Here is an 18,956-nt window from a genome sequence, read left to right on the forward strand (position 1 = left end):
CTGCAACGGCTAGCGAACATGGGCCGGTATGATCGCGCTAGTATTTGAGCGGCAAATCGATTAACATTGGACATAGGGGGTGGGCACGTGAAAAAAATTGGCATTTTCTTACTGGGACTGGTGTTTCTCGCCGGCTGCTCTGGCGTTGGGTTCAACCAAAAAGCCCAATTGCAGTCAGCCGCGCGGACGCTGAACAGCCAGGTCACCGTCCAAAGCAAGCAGCTCACCGTCATCGACGGCGATGCCGCCGCCTTCCCCTCCACGTTCCAAAAGGCCTACGCGCAAGATCACAGCCAGGACTTCGCTCACGAAGGGGCGGTCAGCGATCTGATCGCTCGCCGCAGCAAGGCGTACAAGAAACTGGAAAGCGCGCAAACCGACATCGAAACGGCGACGACCACGCTGACCAAAGCGAACTCGCAGCAAAACGCCAATCTTCCGACCACGGCACTGAGCGACACGCTGAGCAGCCTGAAGCTGGCCAAACTCGACCACCGCACCTTTGATACCTATTACAAGGAAATGACTGCCGCGGAAACCACCTTTTTTGAAACCGTGGCAAAAGCGCCAGATGACACTGCGACCATCAACGAGGCGCTGGGTCGGCTCAATGAGTACACCAGCTCGCTGAGTCAGCAGGCAGAAATTGTCCAAGCCAACCTGCAGACGGTCAGTCAGAATGTCGCCGCACTGCAAACTGCCGTCCGGAAAATGAAATAGCTGCACCTGACGAACAAACCAGCAATGGCATAATGGCCCGTGCGAGCACCTCGGCATCGCGATTCTAAAACCGAATCGTGGTGACGAAGTGTTTTTTTTGAATTTAATCTGTGTCCTAGGGCACCAGGATTATTTGGCTCGGCGCCGTTTTTGGACCGCCAGCAGCGCCTGACCGAGCACTGGGACAACGACCGCCGCCATCGCCGCCTCAGCAATCGCGTTGATGGCAAATGTGCCCATCAGGACGAACGCCAAATTGCCCGCGTTTGCGCCGGGGACGACACTGCTGGCGCGTTGGGCGAAGAAGACCCACGTGAAGAAAATGACCAAACCCGTGTTAGTCAAAGCCCCGCAAATCCCAGCCAAACTGAGTTTCATTGTCGCCCCGCGGCCGCTGCGCACGGTTTTGAACAAGTCATTAAAGACCAGACCCGCCACGATGCCGACCGCGACCCGCGGCACAATGGCGATGACGGGATTTTGAAACAGCAGCAGGGTCATCGGGTCGCCGGGCGCGGTGAAGGCCTTAAACAAGCTCACCCCACCCCACAGCAGGCCCATCGCGGCGCCGCCAGGGACGCCGAGTAACACCCCGGCCAGGATCACCGTCAGATGGATCGTCGAAATGGCCGGCCACGCCGGAAACAGCCGAATGTAACCCACCATCGGCACATAGGCCTGCAGGATAATGAGCGCGCCGAAAATGCCGAGTAGCGTGATTGTGTTGGTTGAGTGATTAGAGCGCATTGACTGCACCTCCCAAATCTTGTTGCCACTAGTTTACCCCGTAAACAGATAAAAGCATACAAAAAAAACGGCTCAACGCCGTTTTAAACTGTCAAAAAGAGTCAGGCCTCGCGGGAGACTAGCGGCTGCTCTGGCTCGTTTGCGGCCGCGAATCTGACGCTGGCCACAGGGCAAGGGGCAGCGGCGGTCTCGAGCCGCTCGAGCAACGGGACCAGGTAAGTCCGCTCGGCTTGGTGACGCGCCGCAACCGCCTCGGCAAAGGACACAAAGCTGCGATTCAACACCAAGTGGCCCTTGAAGAACAGCCGCGCGTTCCACTTGCCCGCCTGCTTATCGAAGGAGACCCCGGTCACCCCGCTTTGGTTAGACGAGCGCAGGTTGAGCGTGGCAGTCAGGTTGACCCCTTCCGTCGCCGCAAACTGATCCTTTTGCCCGATCTTGGCGGCAGTTTTCGGATTACTGCGGATCGCCTGGCGCATGACTTCGCGCCGGTAGCAGCCGCAGGACGTCGTGGTCCCCTTGCGCAGCCGATAACCATCCACCACAGTTTTATTGCCGCAGGTACACTGGCACAGCCACATGGCATTGCCATTCTTGGCGGCGCCGGCAAACGTCAACACAGTTAGCCGGCCAAACTGAAGGCCGGTTAAGTCTTTTCTCCTCATTACAAACACTCCTTGCAGTATTAAAAAGTTTCCCCGTCAATCATTTTGACTGCTGATGGGTAGGACGTCAAGAGAAAAGAAAAGTTTATAAATAAATTCGTAACGCCCGATGATGATCAAAAGTTTGCGCCAATGACCAATCAAAACGGCTTCATATCAATGATCAATTACCCTTCAGGCTATTTGACACCTCATTGCAACAGGTCAAATAAGCGCGGCAAAAATGTTAAAAAGCCATTGTTTAATGAGTACTAGCGTTATTTTTTTATTGTCGTCTGTTACAGTCTAGGCCAGTTTCATCGAGCGGCGGTCGCGCATTTGTTATTCGCCACTACCCCAACAACAGGACTAGTGTACATGCAAAAATGCACGATTACCAGGATTGACACTTTCCCAGTTGGCTTGGGCGGCGAACCTGATCTGGGGCGCGACTGTTGAGTCATATTAAGGCCGAAACGTCAAAAAAAGCCCGGCATCGCGATACGCGATACCGGACTCGTGCGGCGTTCAATGATGCGGGTGAAAAGACTCGAACTTTCATGATCGATAATGATCACAAGATCCTTAATCTTGCGCGTCTACCAATTCCGCCACACCCGCATGACGCTAAGAAGCACAAGAAATAGTATATGGGACCGCTGGCTCATTGTCAACGGCAAAACCGATTTTCACTGCCATACTTAGCCAATCGCTCAGGCAGGTGTGACGGCCACAAGGCGATGACCGCACCGGCCGCACGCATATCGGCGCAGGTTCAGCCGGCGCTGCCGCGGATACAGCTGACCGCATCCCGAGCACTGGTAAAGATACTTGGGCGGCTTAGTCGGCCCCAGGCGCGGCGCCGTACCGCAGCCCGCCGACCGCGGCAAGCAGGTGCTTAAAGTCGGCATCACGATGGCGATAACCGCGGTGTGCCCGATACAAGTGGTAATGGCACAGCTCGTGCTTGATGATGCCCAGCTGGACTTGCGAATCGGCTGCATCAAACAACCTGAGGTTAAAGTCCAAGTTCTCATCCGGCAGGTGAAAGCGGCCGCCGGTGGTCCGCAAACGCCCATTAAATCGCGCCTGATGCACAAACGGGCGGTGAAAATCCTTCAGGCTGACTTGTTCAACTAACGCTTGAAGTTCTTGGTTCGACATTTTTCCTCCCGGTCAGGCAAAGTACTGCAGCAGATCCTCCCGCGTCAGTGCCGCCTTTTTAGCCCCGGCGTAATCGGCGACCAGCCGGCCATCTTGCAGCACTACCAGCCGATTGCCATACTTCAGCGCCTCTTCGAGCTGATGGGTGATCATCAGGCAGGTCAGTTTTTCCTGCCGCACGATTGAATCCGTCAAGGTCATGATTTCGGCACTGGTATGCGGATCCAGCGCCGCGGTGTGCTCGTCCAAAAGCAAGAGTGCCGGTTCTTTCATCGTGGCCATCAACAGGCTGAGCGCCTGACGCTGCCCGCCCGACAGCTCCTCGGTCGGCTTGTCCAGTGCCTGATCGAGCCCGTTGGTGGTTTTCTTGGCAAGGGCTAAAAACTCGGCCATGCGGCCCTTTAGCCCCCGTAACTTCAGCGTCAGGTGCTGGCCGCGGCGACTTGCCAGCAGCAAATTTTCCGCAACAGTCATGCGCGGCGCCGTGCCCATCTTCGGGTCCTGAAACACCCGCGCGATCAGTCGTGCGCGGTGCTCCGGACGCGCGGTGGTGATGTTTTCGCCGGCCAGCGTAATGGTGCCGCCGGACACCGGTTTATCCCCAGTAATGGCGTTAAACAGCGTGGACTTGCCGGCCCCGTTCGCGCCCAGCACCGTGACGAAATCCCCCGGTGCGACGGTCAAGTTGATATCTGAGAGCAGCGCCCGGGAGGTCTCACCCACCGCGACGTTGACGCCCACGTGACTCAATGTTAATTGTGCTTCAGCCATTTGTCTTCACCCCATTTTTCAGTACGCGCCGAATCTTGAACCGATGCTCAAAGGCCGGGATCATGATTAGAATTGCCAGGACGATCGCCGAGATCAGCTGCAAGTCGTTTGGCGAAAAGCCCAGGCGCAGCACCAGCAGCAGCACGAACCGGTACAAGATACTCCCCAGTACCGTGGCGACCATGCGCTGGCTCAAAGTCAGCTCGCCGAACAGTACCTCGCCGATGATGATCGAGGCTAGCGCAATGACGATGACCCCGATGCCCATGTTGACGTCCGCGTACCCGTTGTTTTGCGCGATCAGCGAACCAGACAGCGCCACCAGGCCGTTGCCGACAATCAGACCCAGCACTTCCTGGCGCGCCGGCGCGATGCCCAGGCTGCGCGCCATGGTGGGATTATCCCCGGCAGCAATGAAGCCTTGGCCCAACTGCGTGTTCAAAAACAGGATCAGCAGGGTGACCACCACCACGGCGACGATCAACCCCACGACCACGCTGTCGAAATATGGCGGCAGTGCTTTCAGAAACTTGGCACCGAATAAATTCGGCTTGTTCAGCAGCGACAGATTCGACCGCCCCATGATCCGCAGGTTGACCGAGTAAGCCCCGGTCATGACCAGAATGCCGGCGAGCAGCACCGGCACCTTGCCGACTGTGGTGAGAAACCCGGTGATCGCCCCGGCCGCCATACCGGCCAGCATCCCCAGTAGGGTCGCCAGCAGCGGCGTCACCCCGTGAGAGATTGCGGCCACAGTGACCGCTGCGCCTAACGGGAACGTGCCTTCAACCGTCATATCCGGAAAATCCAGAATGCGGAAGGTCAAAAACAGCCCGACGCCCATTAAACCGTACAACAAGCCTTGCCCAATGGCGGAAACTCCTAAGCCCATCATTATTCAATCACCGTCCCATTCTTACGTGCGTCTTCGATCACCGACTGCGGGATCGTCATGCCCAGGACCTTGGCCTGCTTAAGGTTGACAATCAGCTCACCCTTCTTGGCGAAGTGAATCGGCGTGGTGGCCGGATCCTTGCCTTAAGAATCGCAGCGGTCATCTTGCCGGTTTCCACCCCAAGGTCAAACTGGTTCAAGCCTAACGTTGCGACCCCGCCCTGCCTGACCATAGTGTCAACAGTTGGGAACACCGGAATTTTCTGGGTGTTGGCCACCTGGACCAGCGTCGGCATCGCAGAGGCGATCGTGTTATCGGTCGGGACGAAAATCGCGTCGACCTGCGTCACCATTTGCGCGGCCACCTGATGCAGATCGTTGGTTGAGGCAATCGTGAAGTTCTTGACCGTAAAGCCTTCGTTGGGCGCCTCTTTCGTGACCATCTTCGCCTGCACCTGGGCAGAGGAATCACTTGATGTGGAGATCACCCCAAGGACCTTCGCTTGCGGCATGATCTGCCGCACCAACTTCAGCTGCGCCTTGATGGGCGCCTGATCCGAAACCCCGGTGATGTTGTTGCCCGGCCGAGCGTTGTTCTTGACCAGGCCAGCCCCTTTGGGATCCGTGATCGCCCCCAGCACGATGGGAATCTTCGTTGAAGCATCCGCCAGAGCCTGCGCGGAAGGTGTTGCGATGCCGACCATTGCAGCCGCTTTTTCGTTGACGAAGCGCTCAGACATCGTCTTCATGTTGCTCTGGTCATTCTGAGCGTTTTGAAAATCAATTTTCACGTTCTTGCCCACGGTGTAGCCCTCATCATCGAGGCCTTTAATAATGCCCTTATGGATCGCATCCAGCGCCGGGTGGCTCATGAGCTGCAGGATGCCAACAGTTGGCACCTCCGCCTTCGTTTCGGCCTGCGGTTTCCCGGTTGTGACGAACGCGAAGCCGAGAAAGCCGAGCAGGACGACGATCAATCCAATCATACGTTTCATATCTGAATTCCCCCTAAGTAATCAAAAAGGCAGATCCAACCGCGCAGGCTGCGGAGATCTGCCGAAACAAAAATCCGCACAAACTCAAAAGTTCAGAGTCTATGCGGACACACGTGCTGAACGCCAACATAGACACAACCTGCGTCTGGCAGGTCGTGTCAGCGACCTACCTAGTGTTGGCTTTGCCAGCGAACATTAATCTGGGTAGTGAAGTTAGTCATATGGCGTTCCTCCTTAAATGATTAATTTGAGAATACGTTTCTCGCCGGACCGTGTCAAGGCTTTGGCGAATTTTTTTTTGCTAGGCGATCCGCGTGATCTTGCTCAGCTGCGTCATGATGCGCTCAGTCGCCGCGTCTTGGGCTTTTTCGGCGGCATTAAACGCCTCGACGTCAAGGCTTTGCGGCCCATCTTTCAGACTCGCTGTCATCGCCTGGCAGCCGGCGACGAAATCGCGATAGGCCGCCACCAGCAATTTGTGCGTGCCGATGAACCGGGCTGGCGGTGTGGTATTCGCCAAGGTGGTCAGCAGCTCCCCGTACTTCTCGGTGCCGTCTTCAAACAGCTGCTGGGTGGCACCGTAAGTTTGCGGGTCAAAATCGGCGATAGTGCCGGCGTCGATGGCCTCGCGAAGCGCCGTGAACTTGGGGTTGAGCAGATTCTGTTCCTCCTCAGTGCCGCCCATGACCTGCTGCATGACGTTGCTGAAGTGGACCATTTTTTGCTGGTTTTTATTCATTTGAAAATCCTCCTGAAAACCAGTTTACCCCTTTTTGAGGTGGCGTTGGCAAAACTTCACGACTTCGACGATCACAATCATCGCGACCCCCGCGCCAAGCACGGTCGCCCACTGGAAACCGTCGAGCTCGGTCACGTGGAACAAGCCGTTGAAGCCCGGCACCAGGATGGTAACCGCCAGCAGCAAGCCGCTGAGCAAAATGGCCCAGTTGAAGGTCCGATTGCGGAAGAAGCCAACGGTGAAAAGACTCTGATGAACCGACTTCACATTGAAAGCGTGGAACAGCTGAATCAGCCCAGTGTGGCGTAGGCCATCGTGAGCGCATCGGCGTGAATCGCCGCGTTCGTGGTGTGGATCGGCCAGGTAATGGCGATGAAGTACACACCTAAAGTCAGCAGGCCTTCCAAAATGCCCTGCCAAATCACGGCCTGACCGACGCCGCCGGTGAAGAAGTTCGACTTGCGGCCGCGCGGCTTTTGTTTCATGATCCCGGGCTCGGTGGGTTCAACGCCCAGCGCGATGGCCGGGAAAGTATCGGTGACTAGGTTGATCCACAGGATGTGAACCGGCGCCAGCAGGTCCCAGCCCAGCATTGTCATCATAAACAGGGTCAGGACCTCACCCAGGTTGGCGGACAGCAGGTACTGGATGGCTTTCTGAATGTTGGAAAAGACCTTGCGCCCTTCCTCGACGGCAATCACGATGGTGGAAAAGTTGTCATCGGCCAGCACCATGTCGGAAGCGCCTTTGGACACTTCCGTCCCGGTGATGCCCATGCCGATGCCGATGTCGGCCGCCTTAAGGGCCGGCGCGTCGTTCACGCCGTCCCCGGTCATCGCGACCACCTTGCCGCGCTTCTGCCAGGCGTTCACGATCCGCACCTTGTGTTCCGGCGCCACCCGCGCGTACACCGAATACTTGTCGACATTCTTCTCAAATTCCTCATCGCTTTGCTTGTCCAGCTCAGCGCCGGTGATCACGGCCGCGTCATCCCCAGGCGCGATGATGCCTAAGCGCCCAGCAATGGCCTCGGCGGTATCCTGATGGTCACCGGTGATTATCAGCGGTCGAATGCCTGCCGCCTTCGCGTCCGCTACCGCCTTAGCGGCTTCCGGCCGTTCCGGATCGATCATGCCGACCAGGCCAGCAAAGATCAGGTCCTGCTCAATCGTGTCGGAGTTGACCGAATCTGGCAGCGTGTCCAGGTACTTATACGCGGCCCCCAGCACTCGCAGAGCCTGCTTGGCCATGCCCGTGTTTTCGCGCAGAATCGTCGCCTCATCCGCCGCGTTCATCTCGTGCACCTCGCCGCCGACCGCCAGCTGGGTGGTGCGCTTCAGCAGCTGGTCTGGCGCCCCCTTGGTCGCCACCAGGTAGCGGCCATCCGGGAGTTGGTGAATGGTGGACATCAGCTTGCGTTCGGAATCGAACGGCACCTCGCAACTCGCGGCTCGGCCTTCAGTTCCGCCTTCAAATCAAAATTCTGTGTCTGCCCGTATGCCACCAGCGCCGTTTCGGTCGGGTCGCCAAGCAACTGCCCGTCATCTTGCATCTTGGTGTCGTTGGAAAAATTCATGATGCGCAGTAGTGGGTTTGCCGACTGCACGCCTTCTTTGGCATCGTGCAACTGACCGTCGTAGTAAACCTTTTCCACGGTCATCTTGTTTTGGGTCAGCGTGCCTGTTTTATCCGAGGCGATGATTTCCGTGGAACCCAGGGTCTCAACGGCAGGCAGCTTGCGAACCAGCGAATTCCGCTTGGCCAGCTTCTGGGTCCCCAGGGCCAAAATTACCGTGACAATGGCCGGCAGCCCTTCCGGAATCGCGGCCACGGCTAAGGAAATCGCGGTCAAGAACATTTCCGGCAGGGTCTCCGCGCCGCGCCAAACGCCCACGGCAAACACAAACGCCGCGATCACCAGGATCATGATGGTGAGGGTTTTGCCCAGTGCCTTCAGGTTTTCGGACAGCGGCGTCGTCGTTTCCTGCGCCGCGTTCAGCATGCCGGCAATGCGGCCAACTTCGGTTTGCATCCCCGTGGCGGCCACGACGCCAACGCCGCGCCCGTACGTGATGTTGGAGTTCATGAAGGCCATGTTGGTGCGGTCCCCAATGCCGATGTCATCGCCAACCAAAGGCGCTGTCTGCTTTTCTACCGGCACCGATTCGCCGGTCAAAGCCGACTCCTCGCTCTTGAGGTTGGCAGACTCCAGCAAGCGCAAATCTGCCGGCACCACGTCGCCGGCCTCCAGGAGGACAATGTCGCCGACCACCAGCTCCGAGCTGGGGATCGTCACGACCTGACCGCCGCGGCGCACGTGCGCGTTCGGCGTCGACATTTTCTGCAGCGCTCGATGGCTTCTTCGGCCTTGCTTTCCTGGAACACCCCGAACGCGGCGTTCAAAATGACCACGGCCAAGATGATCAGGGCATCGGCCCATTCGTGGACAATGAAGCCAGAAATCAGGGCTGCAACCAGCAGCACAATGATCATGAAATCTTTGAATTGATCCAAAAAGCGCTGCAACAGCGTTTTCTTCTCGCCTTGGGCCAGAGCATTCGGCCGTTTTGCGCCAGGCGGGTCTGCGCCTCTTGTGCGCTGAGACCTGCCTCCTCATTTGTCTGGAGCCGCTTTAGTGCTTCATCGTTCGTGATGGCGTAGAACGCCTTTTGCTCTGCCAATTAATTTTCCTCCTTTAGCGACCAACTAATTTAAGCTTACCATGTTAAGTAAAAAAAATAGACTTACACTGCCTCATGGCAGCATAAGTCTCACAGTTTCAGGTCACACCAGAATTTTGCCTAGCTGATGACATGACCACGGCAAGCGCCGTTAGTTACTCCCTTATGTGTAATATAAGTATAACTAATTAACTACTTTTGAGCAAGCACTATTTCCAAAAGTCGTCGAATACGGTGATCGGCAGGTGCCGCTTGTGAGCAGACCGCTGGTACCAGCTTTCGATGGTTTCGGCGGCCTGATCGGACACGGCCTTGCTTCCAGGTAGTCGTCGATGTCACGGTAGGAAACGCCCAACGCCACTTCGTCAGGCAGTGCCGGCCGATTCTCTTCCAGATCGGCAGTCGGCGCCTTTTCATAAAGGTGCGCCGGGGCGTCCAGCAGCTTCAAAATGCCGGCGCCTTGGCGCTTGTTCAGCCGCCACAGCGGGGTCACGTCGGCCCCGCCGTCGCCGAACTTGGTGTAGAACCCGGTGACCGCCTCAGCCGCGTGGTCAGTGCCCACCACGGCCCCACTGCGGGCACCGGCGATGGCGTACTGCGCGATCATGCGGGCGCGGGCCTTCATGTTGCCCTTGTTGAAGTCGGAAACGGTCAGCCCGTTCGCAGCCACGGCCTGTTCCATGGCGTCGACCGAATCCTTGATGTTGACGCGCATGGTTTCGTCGGCGTGCATAAAGGCGATTGCCGCCATGGCATCGGCCTCGTCGGCCTGTTCACCGTAAGGCAGGCGCACCGCAATAAACTTGTAGTCCTGGTCGCCGGTTTCCTGGCGCAGCTCGGTCATCGCCCGTTCCGCCATGGCGCCGGCAAGCGTCGAGTCCTGGCCACCGGAAATCCCTAACACATAGGTTTTCAGCGCCGGAAAGTGACTGATGTACTGCTTGAGAAAGTCGACTGAGCGCCGCAGTTCGGTTTCCGGATCAATGGTGGGCTGCACGTGAAGCGCGGCAATAATTTCTTTTTGTAATGGACGCATAATATTCTCCTTCAAAGTTGGGCCGGTATGCGGTCGCAATTTGGTTACAACTGCTGTTTTTGCACCTTGACCTTGACGTGCTTGATCAAATCCATCTTGTCATCCCACAACTGCTGAGACAAGTCAACCGGGTACTCTTGCGGGTTCAGCACTCGCGTGTACTCATCCCACAGCGAGTCGACACTTTGCAGACAGAAGGCACGGATCGCGTCGAGCGTCGCAGCTGGTAAACCAGCTCGCCATGGTCAAAAATGGTTTGCAGCACCGGCCGGGCGTTGAAGTCCTTGACGGTTTTGTTGATGTACGGGTAGCTGGGATGGAACATGTAGAGCTCGTCTTGGCCGGCCACCTCTTCTTCGTCGCGCGCGATGAAGTCCCCTTCCGACTTGCCGTTGGAGCGCCGGGTGATCCGCCAGACCTGTTTTTTTACCCGGCGTGGAAACTTTTTCGGCGTTGGAAGAAAGCTTAATGGTATCCACCATCTTGCCGCTTTCGTCTTCGATCGATACTAACTTGTACACCGCCCCGAGCGCCGGGTGGTCGTAAGCCGTGATCAGCTTGGTCCCGATGCCCCAAATATCGATTTTGGCGCCTTGCATCTTGAGGTTCTGAATCGTGTTCTCATCCAAGTCATTGGAGGCCACGATTTTGGTTTGGGTGAACCCGGCCTCGTCAAGCTGCTGGCGGACGCGCTTGGAAATGTAGGCCATGTCGCCGGAGTCGATGCGCACGCCCTGAAAATCGATCTTGTCGCCCATTTCCTTGGCCACCTTAATGGCCGCCGGCACCCCGGACCGCAGCGTGTCGTAGGTATCGACCAAAAAGGTGACGTCGTGGTTAACTTCTGCGTAGGCCTTGAAGGCCTCGTAATCGTCGCGGTAGGCCTGCACCAGCGCATGCGCGTGCGTGCCGGCAATCGGAATGCCGAACAGCTTGCCGGCGCGCACGTTGGACGTGGAATTGAACCCGCCGATGTACGCGGCGCGGGTGCCCCAAATCGCCGCAGAAGTTTCCTGCGCACGCCGGGTGCCGAACTCCATCAATGGATCATCGCCCACCACGGCCCGAATCCGCGCCGCCTTGGTCGCAACCAGCGTCTGGTAATTCAAAATGTTCAGCAGTGCCGTTTCGACGAGCTGGGCCTGAGCCAGCGGACCTTCCACCTGCATCATCGGCTCGTTGTTGAACACGAGGTCTCCTTCAACGGCTGAGCGCACCGTGCACGTGAACTTCAAATCCCGCAGATAGTCCAAAAAGCCCTGCGGATAGGGGGTGGATTCCTTCAGGTAGGCCAGGTCGGAATCGGTGAACCGCAGATGCTGTAGGTAATCGACCGCGTGCTCAAGGCCAGCAAAGACGGCAAAGCCGCTGCCGAACGGCAAGTCGCGGAAGTAGCATTCAAACACGGCGTTACGCTCCGAAATTCCTTGCTGCCAGTACGTGTACATCATGTTCAGTTCGTAAAAGTCTGTATGCAAGACTAAACTGTCGTCCGCATAATCCATTGTCTGCTCCTTTGCGCGCGGGGCTGCCGTGCGACTGTCTTGGGTAAGAATGATTTTTATTATAACAAAAAAAGCGAGGCCGCTGCTTTTACGCTTGGCCTTCGCTAATCAGTCTTAACATTCAGTACCTTAGCGCTCCAGGTAGAACTCAAAGCGCTCGCCTACGTACTGGGTGCGCACGTACTCAAACGGCTTGCCATCCTGCAGGAATGAGGTCTGCCGCAGCCGCAAGATCGCATCCCCGCGCTTGATCGCCAGGTACTCCGCAATCCGCTCGGAGGCGGTCATCGCACTGACGGTTTGCTGCGCGCCGCCGAGGACGTAGCCGCCTTTTTTTTCTCCAGCGTGTGGTAGAAGGACTTGGTGACTTCGCTCTTGGAAAAATCCTTGACCAGATCGTACGGCACTGTGGCCACCTCAAAACTGATCGGGACATCATCCGCGAATCGGATCCGCTCCATCCGCAGCACCTGGTCCCCGTCCTTAAGCTTTAGTTTTTCACTTTCAGAAAGGGAGGGCTTGGCGACGTGATAAGAGATGGTCTTGCTCGAGGGGCGCTTGCCTTGGGCAATCATGATGTCGGTGAAGCTGGTCACACCGGACACGCGCTCTTGGACCTTTTGGTTGGCCACAAACGTGCCGGCCCCAATGCGCCGCTCCAGGATCCCCTCGTCCACCAGCGTCTGGATCGCCTGCCGCAGGGTCATCCGCGACACGTTGAAGGTAACGGCCAAATCGCGTTCACTCGGAATGCGGTCACCGATCTGCCACTTGCCAGCTTCGATTTCTTTCTTGATTTGATTGTGGATCTGAATGTATACCGGTGCTTCCATAATCTTCATCCTCCCTGGTCTGCTAGGCCACGTCCCAATGATACCTATATTTTAACTGGTATAGACCTAAATTACAAGGGGGCGGAAAAATTGCGCCTTCAGGCCGGCGCCAGAAGTTACTCTCGGTCCTTGGCAATCGTGGCGTCGACCCCAGCGACCACTGCTGGCATAAAGCCCGCAGCCTCCATCACCAGCATCCCCGCCACCGTCGTGCCGCCGGGGCTGGCAACTTTATCGGCCAGGTCCAGCGGACTGTCCCGACTGCTGAGCACCATCTGCGCGGAACCGCTGACCGCCTGGGCCGCGATTTTGGTGGCAGCCGCCTTGGTCAGACCGTACTTCACGCCTGCGCGACTGAGCGCATCGATGAACATGTAAACAAAAGCAGGCGAGCTGCCGGCCAACGCAACAAACGTGGAAAAATCTTTTTCCGGGAGCGCGATGGTTTCGCCCAGCCGGCTCAGGAGGGCCACCACGTCAGGCAGCACTTGAGCCGCCGCCTCGTTGGCCACATACGCTGTCATGCCGGCGTTCAGCGCCACGTTGAGGTTCGGCATCACCCGCACCAACGGGACCGGCGTGTTGGCCCAAGCCGCCAGGTCTTCAGATCAACCCCTGTCAGCAAGGACAGCACCGGAATCGGCCGCTTCACTAAAGTGTCGTGCACCTCGGCGAAGACCGGTTGGCCCAACGCCGGTGCGACCGCCAGCACCACCCAGTCGGCCGCCTCAGCCACCGCGGTGTTGCTGGCGACGGCAGTCACGCCAGTGCGCGCCGCGTAGGGCTCAAAATTTTCGGGGTGGCCGCCGTGAATGATAATATCTGAAGGCGCCAGCGCCTTCGCCTTCAGCAACCCTGCAATGATTGCCTGGGCCATGTTACCGGCCCCGATAAAACCAAGTTTCATGTGTGTTCCTCCTTCGACTGTCTTGATGCAAAAAAAAGCCGCCAACCTGGCGGCCCCAAATGGAGGATCTAGGATTCGAACCTAGGAACCCGAAGGAACGGATTTACAGTCCGTCGCGTTTAGCCTCTTCGCTAATCCTCCAAGAATCTCGACACTTAGCATACAAAAAAAATTGCCACGCCGCGCAACGCCTTTTTGTTTTTCGTCAGGCCTGCAGCGTCACAAGCGTGCTTTGCCACTCCGCAAACCAATCGTCGCTGCGCCACTCCGTTAGCCGCCGCAGTCCGTACCCCATCGGCTGGTGGTGATACGTCGTGTGATTGGCGACCACCGGCCGATCGCGGTGATGCAGATGGCCAAACACCACATCGGCCACTTCAAACCGCTCGAGCAGCTCGCCAAGGTGGCGCGACCCCATCAGGCCAGTGGCCATCTGCCAGCGCGGATGCGCAGGCTGTACGCCATCAACAGTGGGGTCGGCACAAAATGGGTCACGTAAATGACCCGCCGCCCTGCCGCGGCACCCAGTGCCTGCTGGGTGGTCGCAAGCACCCGCGCCATGCGTTCTTGGTCAGAAACCGGCTGGTCGATTGCCGAATCGATCCAATAAGCCCGCTTCCACTGGGCAAAATCCGCCCCGCTGGCCTGCAAGGCTGCCGGTGCCAACGAGTAGTCGTACCAGCCGTTGTTGCCGATGATCACCGTGTCAGTGCCTGGCACCGCCAAAGCTTTTTCATGGAGGTACAGGGGCGACACGGCGCTTTGGGCGGTTTGGTAAGAGACATTCTTGACTAAGTCGTGATTTCCTGCAAGGTACCGAATCGTCACGGCATTGCCCACTGCCGCTTGCAGCTGCTGGTAAAACCACAAGGTCATCGTAAAATCGTTGAAGCTGTCGCCGGCGTTCACGTAAACCTGATAGTGGTTAGCAAGCAAATAACCAGCAATTTTGGCCACTGCCACTTGGGCATCGATATGATTGACATCAAAATGATTGTCGACGCTGAAAGCTAACTTGACCATCTCGATTCCTCCTGTTCCGGCCTGCCGGATGGCGGCGCGACACCGCATGGCCTATGGTTATCTTGACGGCAATCGGCTGCCAATGTCAACTCCACCCGGCAACCCAACGCCACCTGCTCCGAGCGCGGCCACGCAATCAGGCTCAGTCATCGCCATGCGAAAAAAAGTGTCCTGAGCAGGCCAGTGATGGCCCCCAGGACACTTTTGTCAGCGAGAATCAGTTGACGCCTTGCATCAGTTTCTCGATCCGCGGCACGATGAACAACATCAGGAGGCCAAACACGACCGTCAGCGCACCGATGATACCGAAGTAAACCATTTCGGTGCCCGGGGTGTAGAAGCGCACCAGTTGGGCATTGATTGCTTGCCCGGCCGCGTCGCTCAAAAACCACATGCTCATCATCTGCGACGCGAAGGCTTTGGGCGCCAGCTTAGTCGTGACTGACAGACCGACAGGCGAGATCAACATTTCCGCGATTTCCACGATTGCCCATGACAGCACCAGCCACAGCGGTGACACCCGCGCGCTAATGCCGGAAACCATCAGCGGCAGCATCATGACCAGGTAGGACAGCCCGGCCAGCACCAACCCGTAGGAGAACTTCTTCGGCGAGCTGGGCTGCTTTTCGCCCATTTTGACCCACAAGCGGGCAAAAATCGGCCCGTAAAGTAGGATGAATAATGGGTTCAGCATCTGGAACCAGCCGGGCAAAATGTGAAGCCCGGCAAAATGCAGCTGGGTCTGGTTTGCGGCAAACACAGCCAGCACAGAAGAGCCGGACTCTTCAATCGCCCAGAAAATGACCGAGGCCAGAAACAGCGCACATACGCCCAAACCCGGGAGTGCTCGACTTTGGTGACCTTTTTTTGACCGCAGCATCATCCAGAAGTAAACGATCGGTACTGCAATAGCAAAAATGGTGATCAGGCTGATGACATTCGTCACGTTCAGCGAACCTGTCACGCCCATAATCGCAAGCAGGATCGCAACGAGCAGCACGCCAATGCCAATTTTGCCCAGCAGCGGCCGCAATTCATCCGAACTGATCGGATCCGGCGCCTGATTGTCGACCGAGTTAATGTACTTCCGGCCGTCCACCACGTAGAAAATCAAGCCCACAGCCATCCCGAAGGCGGCCAATGAAAACCCGACGTGGAAGTTGTACTTGGCCTGGAACCAAGACACGATCAGCGGTGCCAACAGTGACCCGAAGTTGATCCCCATCACGAAAATCGAAAAGCCGGAGTCGCGACGAATGTCTTTTTCGCTGTACAGGTTGCCGACCATTTCCGACACATTGGGCTTCAGCAGCCCTGTGCCCAGGACGATCAGGATGATCGAACCAAACAAGGCGGTCGCCCCTGCTGGCATGCTCAGCAGGACATGGCCGAGCATAATGAGCACGCCGCCCCAGAACACGGTCTTACGCGCACCGAGCAGGCGATCGGAGATGAAGCCGCCAATAGTGGAGCTCAGGTAGACCAGCGAGCCGTAAATCGACATGATCGACAGCGCGGTCGCCTGACTGAAGCCCAGCCCACCTTTGGCAACGGAATAATACATGTAGTAGATGAGAATGGCGCGCATCCCGTAGTACGAGAACCGTTCCCAAAATTCGGTCATCGATAGGGTCAACAGCCCACGCGGATGGCCCAGAAATTGTTTTTCTTTAGTTGGTTTTTCCATATAAAAAATGCTTCCTCTCTCACTCAGCCCTAGTCAATTGCAAGAGGTTGCTGAGAATACAAGGAAACATTATAAGCGCGAATCATTATGCACTCAAACTGAATTTTTTTATGTCAAACTGTTTTCTCATCGATCCTCTCATAAAGCCCCAATCGCTAAACCTTGTCGTGAATGCTTCCCGAAGATCAAGGGCGTTGAAGCGGATTCAGCCAGAGGTGTCGCATTAGGCGTTTATGAGCCTGTAAGCGCTGCGAATGAGAAAATAATATTTATTCATTTTTGCTGGAGGCCGAACTGCTGTCTGCGCTTTGTAGACTGCTGCTTGAACTCGTGCTGTCGCTACTGCTTGCTTTGGCTGCTGCCTGCGTGCGCTTGCTGTAATCGATCACGCTTTGCGGGAGTTGCCCACCGAAATCGCGCTGACCAAGCGTCTGACACTGAGTAAAGAAGTTCTTGCTGGCAGTATTATAGGCAGCCTGATCCGTCCCGACCATCGTCGTCAGCGTCGTTTGCGCCGCCTTGACATAGCTTTGCAGCGCCTTAGTCAGCGCCGGGTTGGACTGATTATCCGCGAGCTGTAACGCGATCTGGTTCAGCTTTGCTTGGCCAGTTTTCACGCTAGCTTTGATTGTCTCCGCGGACTGCTTGTAACTCGCCTGATTGAGCGGCTTGATCACCACGTCAGCGACTTTGACGTACCGCGCCTGCAATTGCTGTGTGGTATACTGTCTGCTAGTGATGACCGTCTTGGAACTACTGGACGCCGGCTTGGTGGCCTTCTTGGCACAGCCGCCAGCAGCGAACAAAACAGTCAGAAGTATTATCAAACGCCTAAATCTTTTCATGATCCGCCTCCGTTGGTCATGATTATAGCATAGAAAGGTCGTGGCACCATGGCGCTTTGGCACCTGATGTTCAATAAGCCTGCTTTCACCAAGGGCCAGGCCAAGCACATTGTCTATACGTTGCAGGACGCTGGCAATTTTGGCGGTTTTCCGATTGAAAAAATTGGGATCGTTCGCGACACTGCCGATCTGCTTTACATCGACATGCAGTTCAGAATCACCATCGGGTTGACCCAGGACACCTTCGAAAACATGTTGAAATATCTGCTGGTGCTGTCCGGGCGCCTCGACACCGCGCCGCTGTCCGTGTATTTTGCCGTTATGCAAAAAGCTTAGACGACCTTCAGATCACCTATCAGCGGTACGAAGACCGCAGTCTGGATGTCTTTTTCTGGCAGGGCCCACCAATTGTGGCGCCTGCCGAGGATAAGGAACGTCTCAGGTTTCGGGACGATGAGCAGAGCAATCAGTAGCAGTGGGCATTGTTGGTCCAAATCTGTCCACTTTTTTAGAAATTAGTCCAGTTAGAAAAAGCGGAAACCCGATTATACGGGGTTTCCGCTTTTGTGTCCTACTATAGATCCTATCAAAATGCCGTCTAAAGGATTCGAACCTTCGACCCTCGGTTTACGATACCGATGCTCTACCAACTGAGCTAAGACGGCATGAGTTTCATGACAACAAACGTAATTATACAGGAGCAAAAAGGCGGTGTAAACCCCTTTTTACGTTCTCTTTGCTCGCCCAAGGTCAGCCGGCAACTAGTCGCGTGTCTGCCGCTCTTCTACCACGGTTAGCCACACGTGCCGGTTGCCAATCATCTGGGCCAAATTAGTGCGCCTATGCTAAACTAATGCCCTGAGGAGGATTCGCATGCGAAAAAGAAGAAGCATGGTGAGAACGCTGGGCTTCACCGTTGCTGTCATCGTTAGTTTGGTGGCATGGGGCGCGAGACAGCTCAACCAGAACCAACCCGCTCAGTTCACCCCGGCTGCTCAGACGCAAAATCAGACCGGCAACTACAAGCATCTTGCGGCACTGGACTACAAAAACGGCTCAACGCCTGTCATTACCGTGGGTCATGATCACGCGCAACTAAATATGAGCGACTGGGCAGGCCCCAAAATTCTCTACGGCAACTTGGACAGTTTAAATCGCACCACCACCAACGTCGGCTATCTCAACCGGCAGACGTTGATCCATTCTGCGGGGCGGCCCAGCCAAAACTTCGAACCAACTGGCTGGCACAACCGCTACGTCATCATCGATGGCAAACGCGTCAACCGCCAAAACCGGGGGCACCTAATTGCCTACACCCTGTCAGGCAACCTCAGTGTCACTGGGCACTTTCAGGCAGGTGCCTTGGGCTCCAGCGATAATCCGAAGAACCTGGCGACACAAACAGAATTTGCCAATCAAGTCCTGATGCAGCCATACGAGGAACAGGTTCGCCAAGCCCTCGAGAACGGCGCAAAAGTCATTTACCGCGTCACGACCGTATTTCGTGGTCAAGAATTGATGCCGCGCGGATACTGGTTACAAGCTAAGTCGGATGGCGGCTTGGACTTTAATGTCTACATTTTCAACGTTCAGTCTGACATTCGTTATGATTACGCCACTGGCCGCAGCGTGATCGATCACAGCATCAATGTTCCAGAACAGTAGTCAACGCAAACGTCCAGTCGCAATTGCGACTGGACGCTTTTTGTGCTATCGAATCATCCAGAGAACAAAAAAAGCCAGCCTGACGGGCTGACATTTTTAG

General features: G+C 56.3%; 15 protein-coding genes, 3 tRNA genes and 7 pseudogenes. 3 read left to right on the forward strand and 22 right to left on the reverse strand.

The window, feature by feature from the left end; translation table 11 throughout:
- Positions 1 to 87: 87 nt before the first annotated feature.
- Positions 88 to 720, forward strand: coding sequence for a putative periplasmic lipoprotein (locus JCM13995_RS05590; protein ID WP_054663407.1), 633 nt, complete (start codon positions 88 to 90; stop codon positions 718 to 720).
- A gap of 129 nt (positions 721 to 849) precedes the next feature.
- On the opposite strand, the gene JCM13995_RS05595 is transcribed toward JCM13995_RS05590, so the two are convergent.
- The 21 genes and pseudogenes from JCM13995_RS05595 to JCM13995_RS05675 form a co-directional block, all read right to left on the reverse strand.
- On the reverse strand, positions 850 to 1,467 hold the full coding sequence (locus tag JCM13995_RS05595) for an ECF transporter S component (protein WP_054663410.1): 618 nt from the start codon (positions 1,465 to 1,467) through the stop codon (positions 850 to 852).
- Between the two features lie 101 nt (positions 1,468 to 1,568).
- The gene (locus tag JCM13995_RS05600; RefSeq protein ID WP_225350736.1) at positions 1,569 to 2,132 is read right to left on the reverse strand and encodes an alcohol dehydrogenase; all 564 of its coding nucleotides are present in this window, start codon (positions 2,130 to 2,132) and stop codon (positions 1,569 to 1,571) included.
- A gap of 514 nt (positions 2,133 to 2,646) precedes the next feature.
- Positions 2,647 to 2,732, reverse strand: a tRNA-Leu gene (locus tag JCM13995_RS05605).
- A gap of 92 nt (positions 2,733 to 2,824) precedes the next feature.
- A pseudogene (locus tag JCM13995_RS05610) lies at positions 2,825 to 3,275 on the reverse strand (SprT family protein).
- Positions 3,276 to 3,287: 12 nt separating this feature from the next.
- Positions 3,288 to 4,046, reverse strand: coding sequence for an ABC transporter ATP-binding protein (locus tag JCM13995_RS05615; RefSeq protein ID WP_054663413.1), 759 nt, complete (start codon positions 4,044 to 4,046; stop codon positions 3,288 to 3,290).
- Positions 4,039 to 4,938: an ABC transporter permease gene (locus JCM13995_RS05620; RefSeq protein ID WP_054663430.1), complete on the reverse strand. Its 900-nt coding sequence runs from the start codon at positions 4,936 to 4,938 to the stop codon at positions 4,039 to 4,041. The genes JCM13995_RS05615 and JCM13995_RS05620 overlap by 8 nt, the downstream gene beginning before the upstream one ends.
- Before the next feature lie 2 nt (positions 4,939 to 4,940).
- A pseudogene (gene trpX / locus JCM13995_RS05625) lies at positions 4,941 to 5,935 on the reverse strand (tryptophan ABC transporter substrate-binding protein).
- Between the two features lie 301 nt (positions 5,936 to 6,236).
- On the reverse strand, positions 6,237 to 6,674 hold the full coding sequence (locus tag JCM13995_RS05630) for a hypothetical protein (protein WP_054663416.1): 438 nt from the start codon (positions 6,672 to 6,674) through the stop codon (positions 6,237 to 6,239).
- Positions 6,675 to 6,698: 24 nt separating this feature from the next.
- Complete coding sequence (locus tag JCM13995_RS17575; protein WP_369385627.1) at positions 6,699 to 6,941, reverse strand: cation transporting ATPase C-terminal domain-containing protein; 243 nt, start codon at positions 6,939 to 6,941, stop codon at positions 6,699 to 6,701.
- 23 nt (positions 6,942 to 6,964) lie between these two features.
- A complete protein-coding gene (locus JCM13995_RS17580; protein WP_369385628.1) occupies positions 6,965 to 8,110 on the reverse strand; it encodes a cation-translocating P-type ATPase in 1,146 nt (381 codons plus the stop codon).
- Positions 8,083 to 9,012 (reverse strand): HAD-IC family P-type ATPase, encoded by a 930-nt coding sequence (locus tag JCM13995_RS17585; protein ID WP_369385629.1) that lies wholly within the window; start codon positions 9,010 to 9,012, stop codon positions 8,083 to 8,085. Before JCM13995_RS17585 ends, JCM13995_RS17580 begins: the two co-directional genes overlap by 28 nt.
- Entirely contained in the window at positions 8,967 to 9,188 is a 222-nt protein-coding gene (locus tag JCM13995_RS17590) for a hypothetical protein (RefSeq protein WP_369385630.1), read from the reverse strand. The genes JCM13995_RS17585 and JCM13995_RS17590 overlap by 46 nt, the downstream gene beginning before the upstream one ends.
- Positions 9,164 to 9,355 carry a cation-transporting P-type ATPase gene (locus JCM13995_RS17595; protein ID WP_082397734.1) on the reverse strand — a complete coding sequence of 64 codons (192 nt, stop codon included), beginning with the start codon at positions 9,353 to 9,355 and terminating at the stop codon, positions 9,164 to 9,166. The genes JCM13995_RS17590 and JCM13995_RS17595 overlap by 25 nt, the downstream gene beginning before the upstream one ends.
- Positions 9,356 to 9,564: 209 nt before the next feature.
- Positions 9,565 to 10,391 (reverse strand): annotated as a pseudogene (gene nadE, locus JCM13995_RS05640) (NAD(+) synthase).
- A 44-nt stretch (positions 10,392 to 10,435) separates the two neighbouring features.
- Positions 10,436 to 11,896, reverse strand: a pseudogene (locus tag JCM13995_RS05645) (nicotinate phosphoribosyltransferase).
- Between the two features lie 129 nt (positions 11,897 to 12,025).
- Positions 12,026 to 12,729 (reverse strand): annotated as a pseudogene (locus tag JCM13995_RS05650) (GntR family transcriptional regulator).
- Positions 12,730 to 12,845: 116 nt separating this feature from the next.
- A pseudogene (gene proC / locus JCM13995_RS05655) lies at positions 12,846 to 13,636 on the reverse strand (pyrroline-5-carboxylate reductase).
- A gap of 60 nt (positions 13,637 to 13,696) precedes the next feature.
- A tRNA-Tyr gene (locus JCM13995_RS05660) sits at positions 13,697 to 13,777 on the reverse strand.
- Between the two features lie 64 nt (positions 13,778 to 13,841).
- Positions 13,842 to 14,659, reverse strand: a pseudogene (locus JCM13995_RS05665) (metallophosphoesterase).
- A gap of 217 nt (positions 14,660 to 14,876) precedes the next feature.
- Entirely contained in the window at positions 14,877 to 16,346 is a 1,470-nt protein-coding gene (locus JCM13995_RS05670) for a peptide MFS transporter (protein ID WP_054663420.1), read from the reverse strand.
- Between the two features lie 269 nt (positions 16,347 to 16,615).
- Positions 16,616 to 17,191 (reverse strand): hypothetical protein, encoded by a 576-nt coding sequence (locus JCM13995_RS05675; RefSeq protein WP_156314344.1) that lies wholly within the window; start codon positions 17,189 to 17,191, stop codon positions 16,616 to 16,618.
- Between the two features lie 48 nt (positions 17,192 to 17,239).
- On the opposite strand from JCM13995_RS05675, the gene JCM13995_RS05680 reads away from it, so the two are divergent.
- Positions 17,240 to 17,527 carry a hypothetical protein gene (locus JCM13995_RS05680; protein ID WP_054663426.1) on the forward strand — a complete coding sequence of 96 codons (288 nt, stop codon included), beginning with the start codon at positions 17,240 to 17,242 and terminating at the stop codon, positions 17,525 to 17,527.
- Between the two features lie 256 nt (positions 17,528 to 17,783).
- On the opposite strand, the gene JCM13995_RS05685 is transcribed toward JCM13995_RS05680, so the two are convergent.
- Positions 17,784 to 17,856 (reverse strand) — tRNA-Thr (locus JCM13995_RS05685).
- Positions 17,857 to 18,064: 208 nt separating this feature from the next.
- Here JCM13995_RS05685 and JCM13995_RS05690 point away from each other — a divergent pair.
- Positions 18,065 to 18,856, forward strand: a complete 792-nt coding sequence (locus tag JCM13995_RS05690; protein ID WP_082397735.1) for a DNA/RNA non-specific endonuclease — start codon at positions 18,065 to 18,067, stop codon at positions 18,854 to 18,856.
- Positions 18,857 to 18,956 lie beyond the last annotated feature (100 nt).

The sequence above is a fragment of the Lacticaseibacillus camelliae DSM 22697 = JCM 13995 genome (assembly GCF_001311195.1).
Lineage (GTDB): Bacteria > Bacillota > Bacilli > Lactobacillales > Lactobacillaceae > Lacticaseibacillus > Lacticaseibacillus camelliae.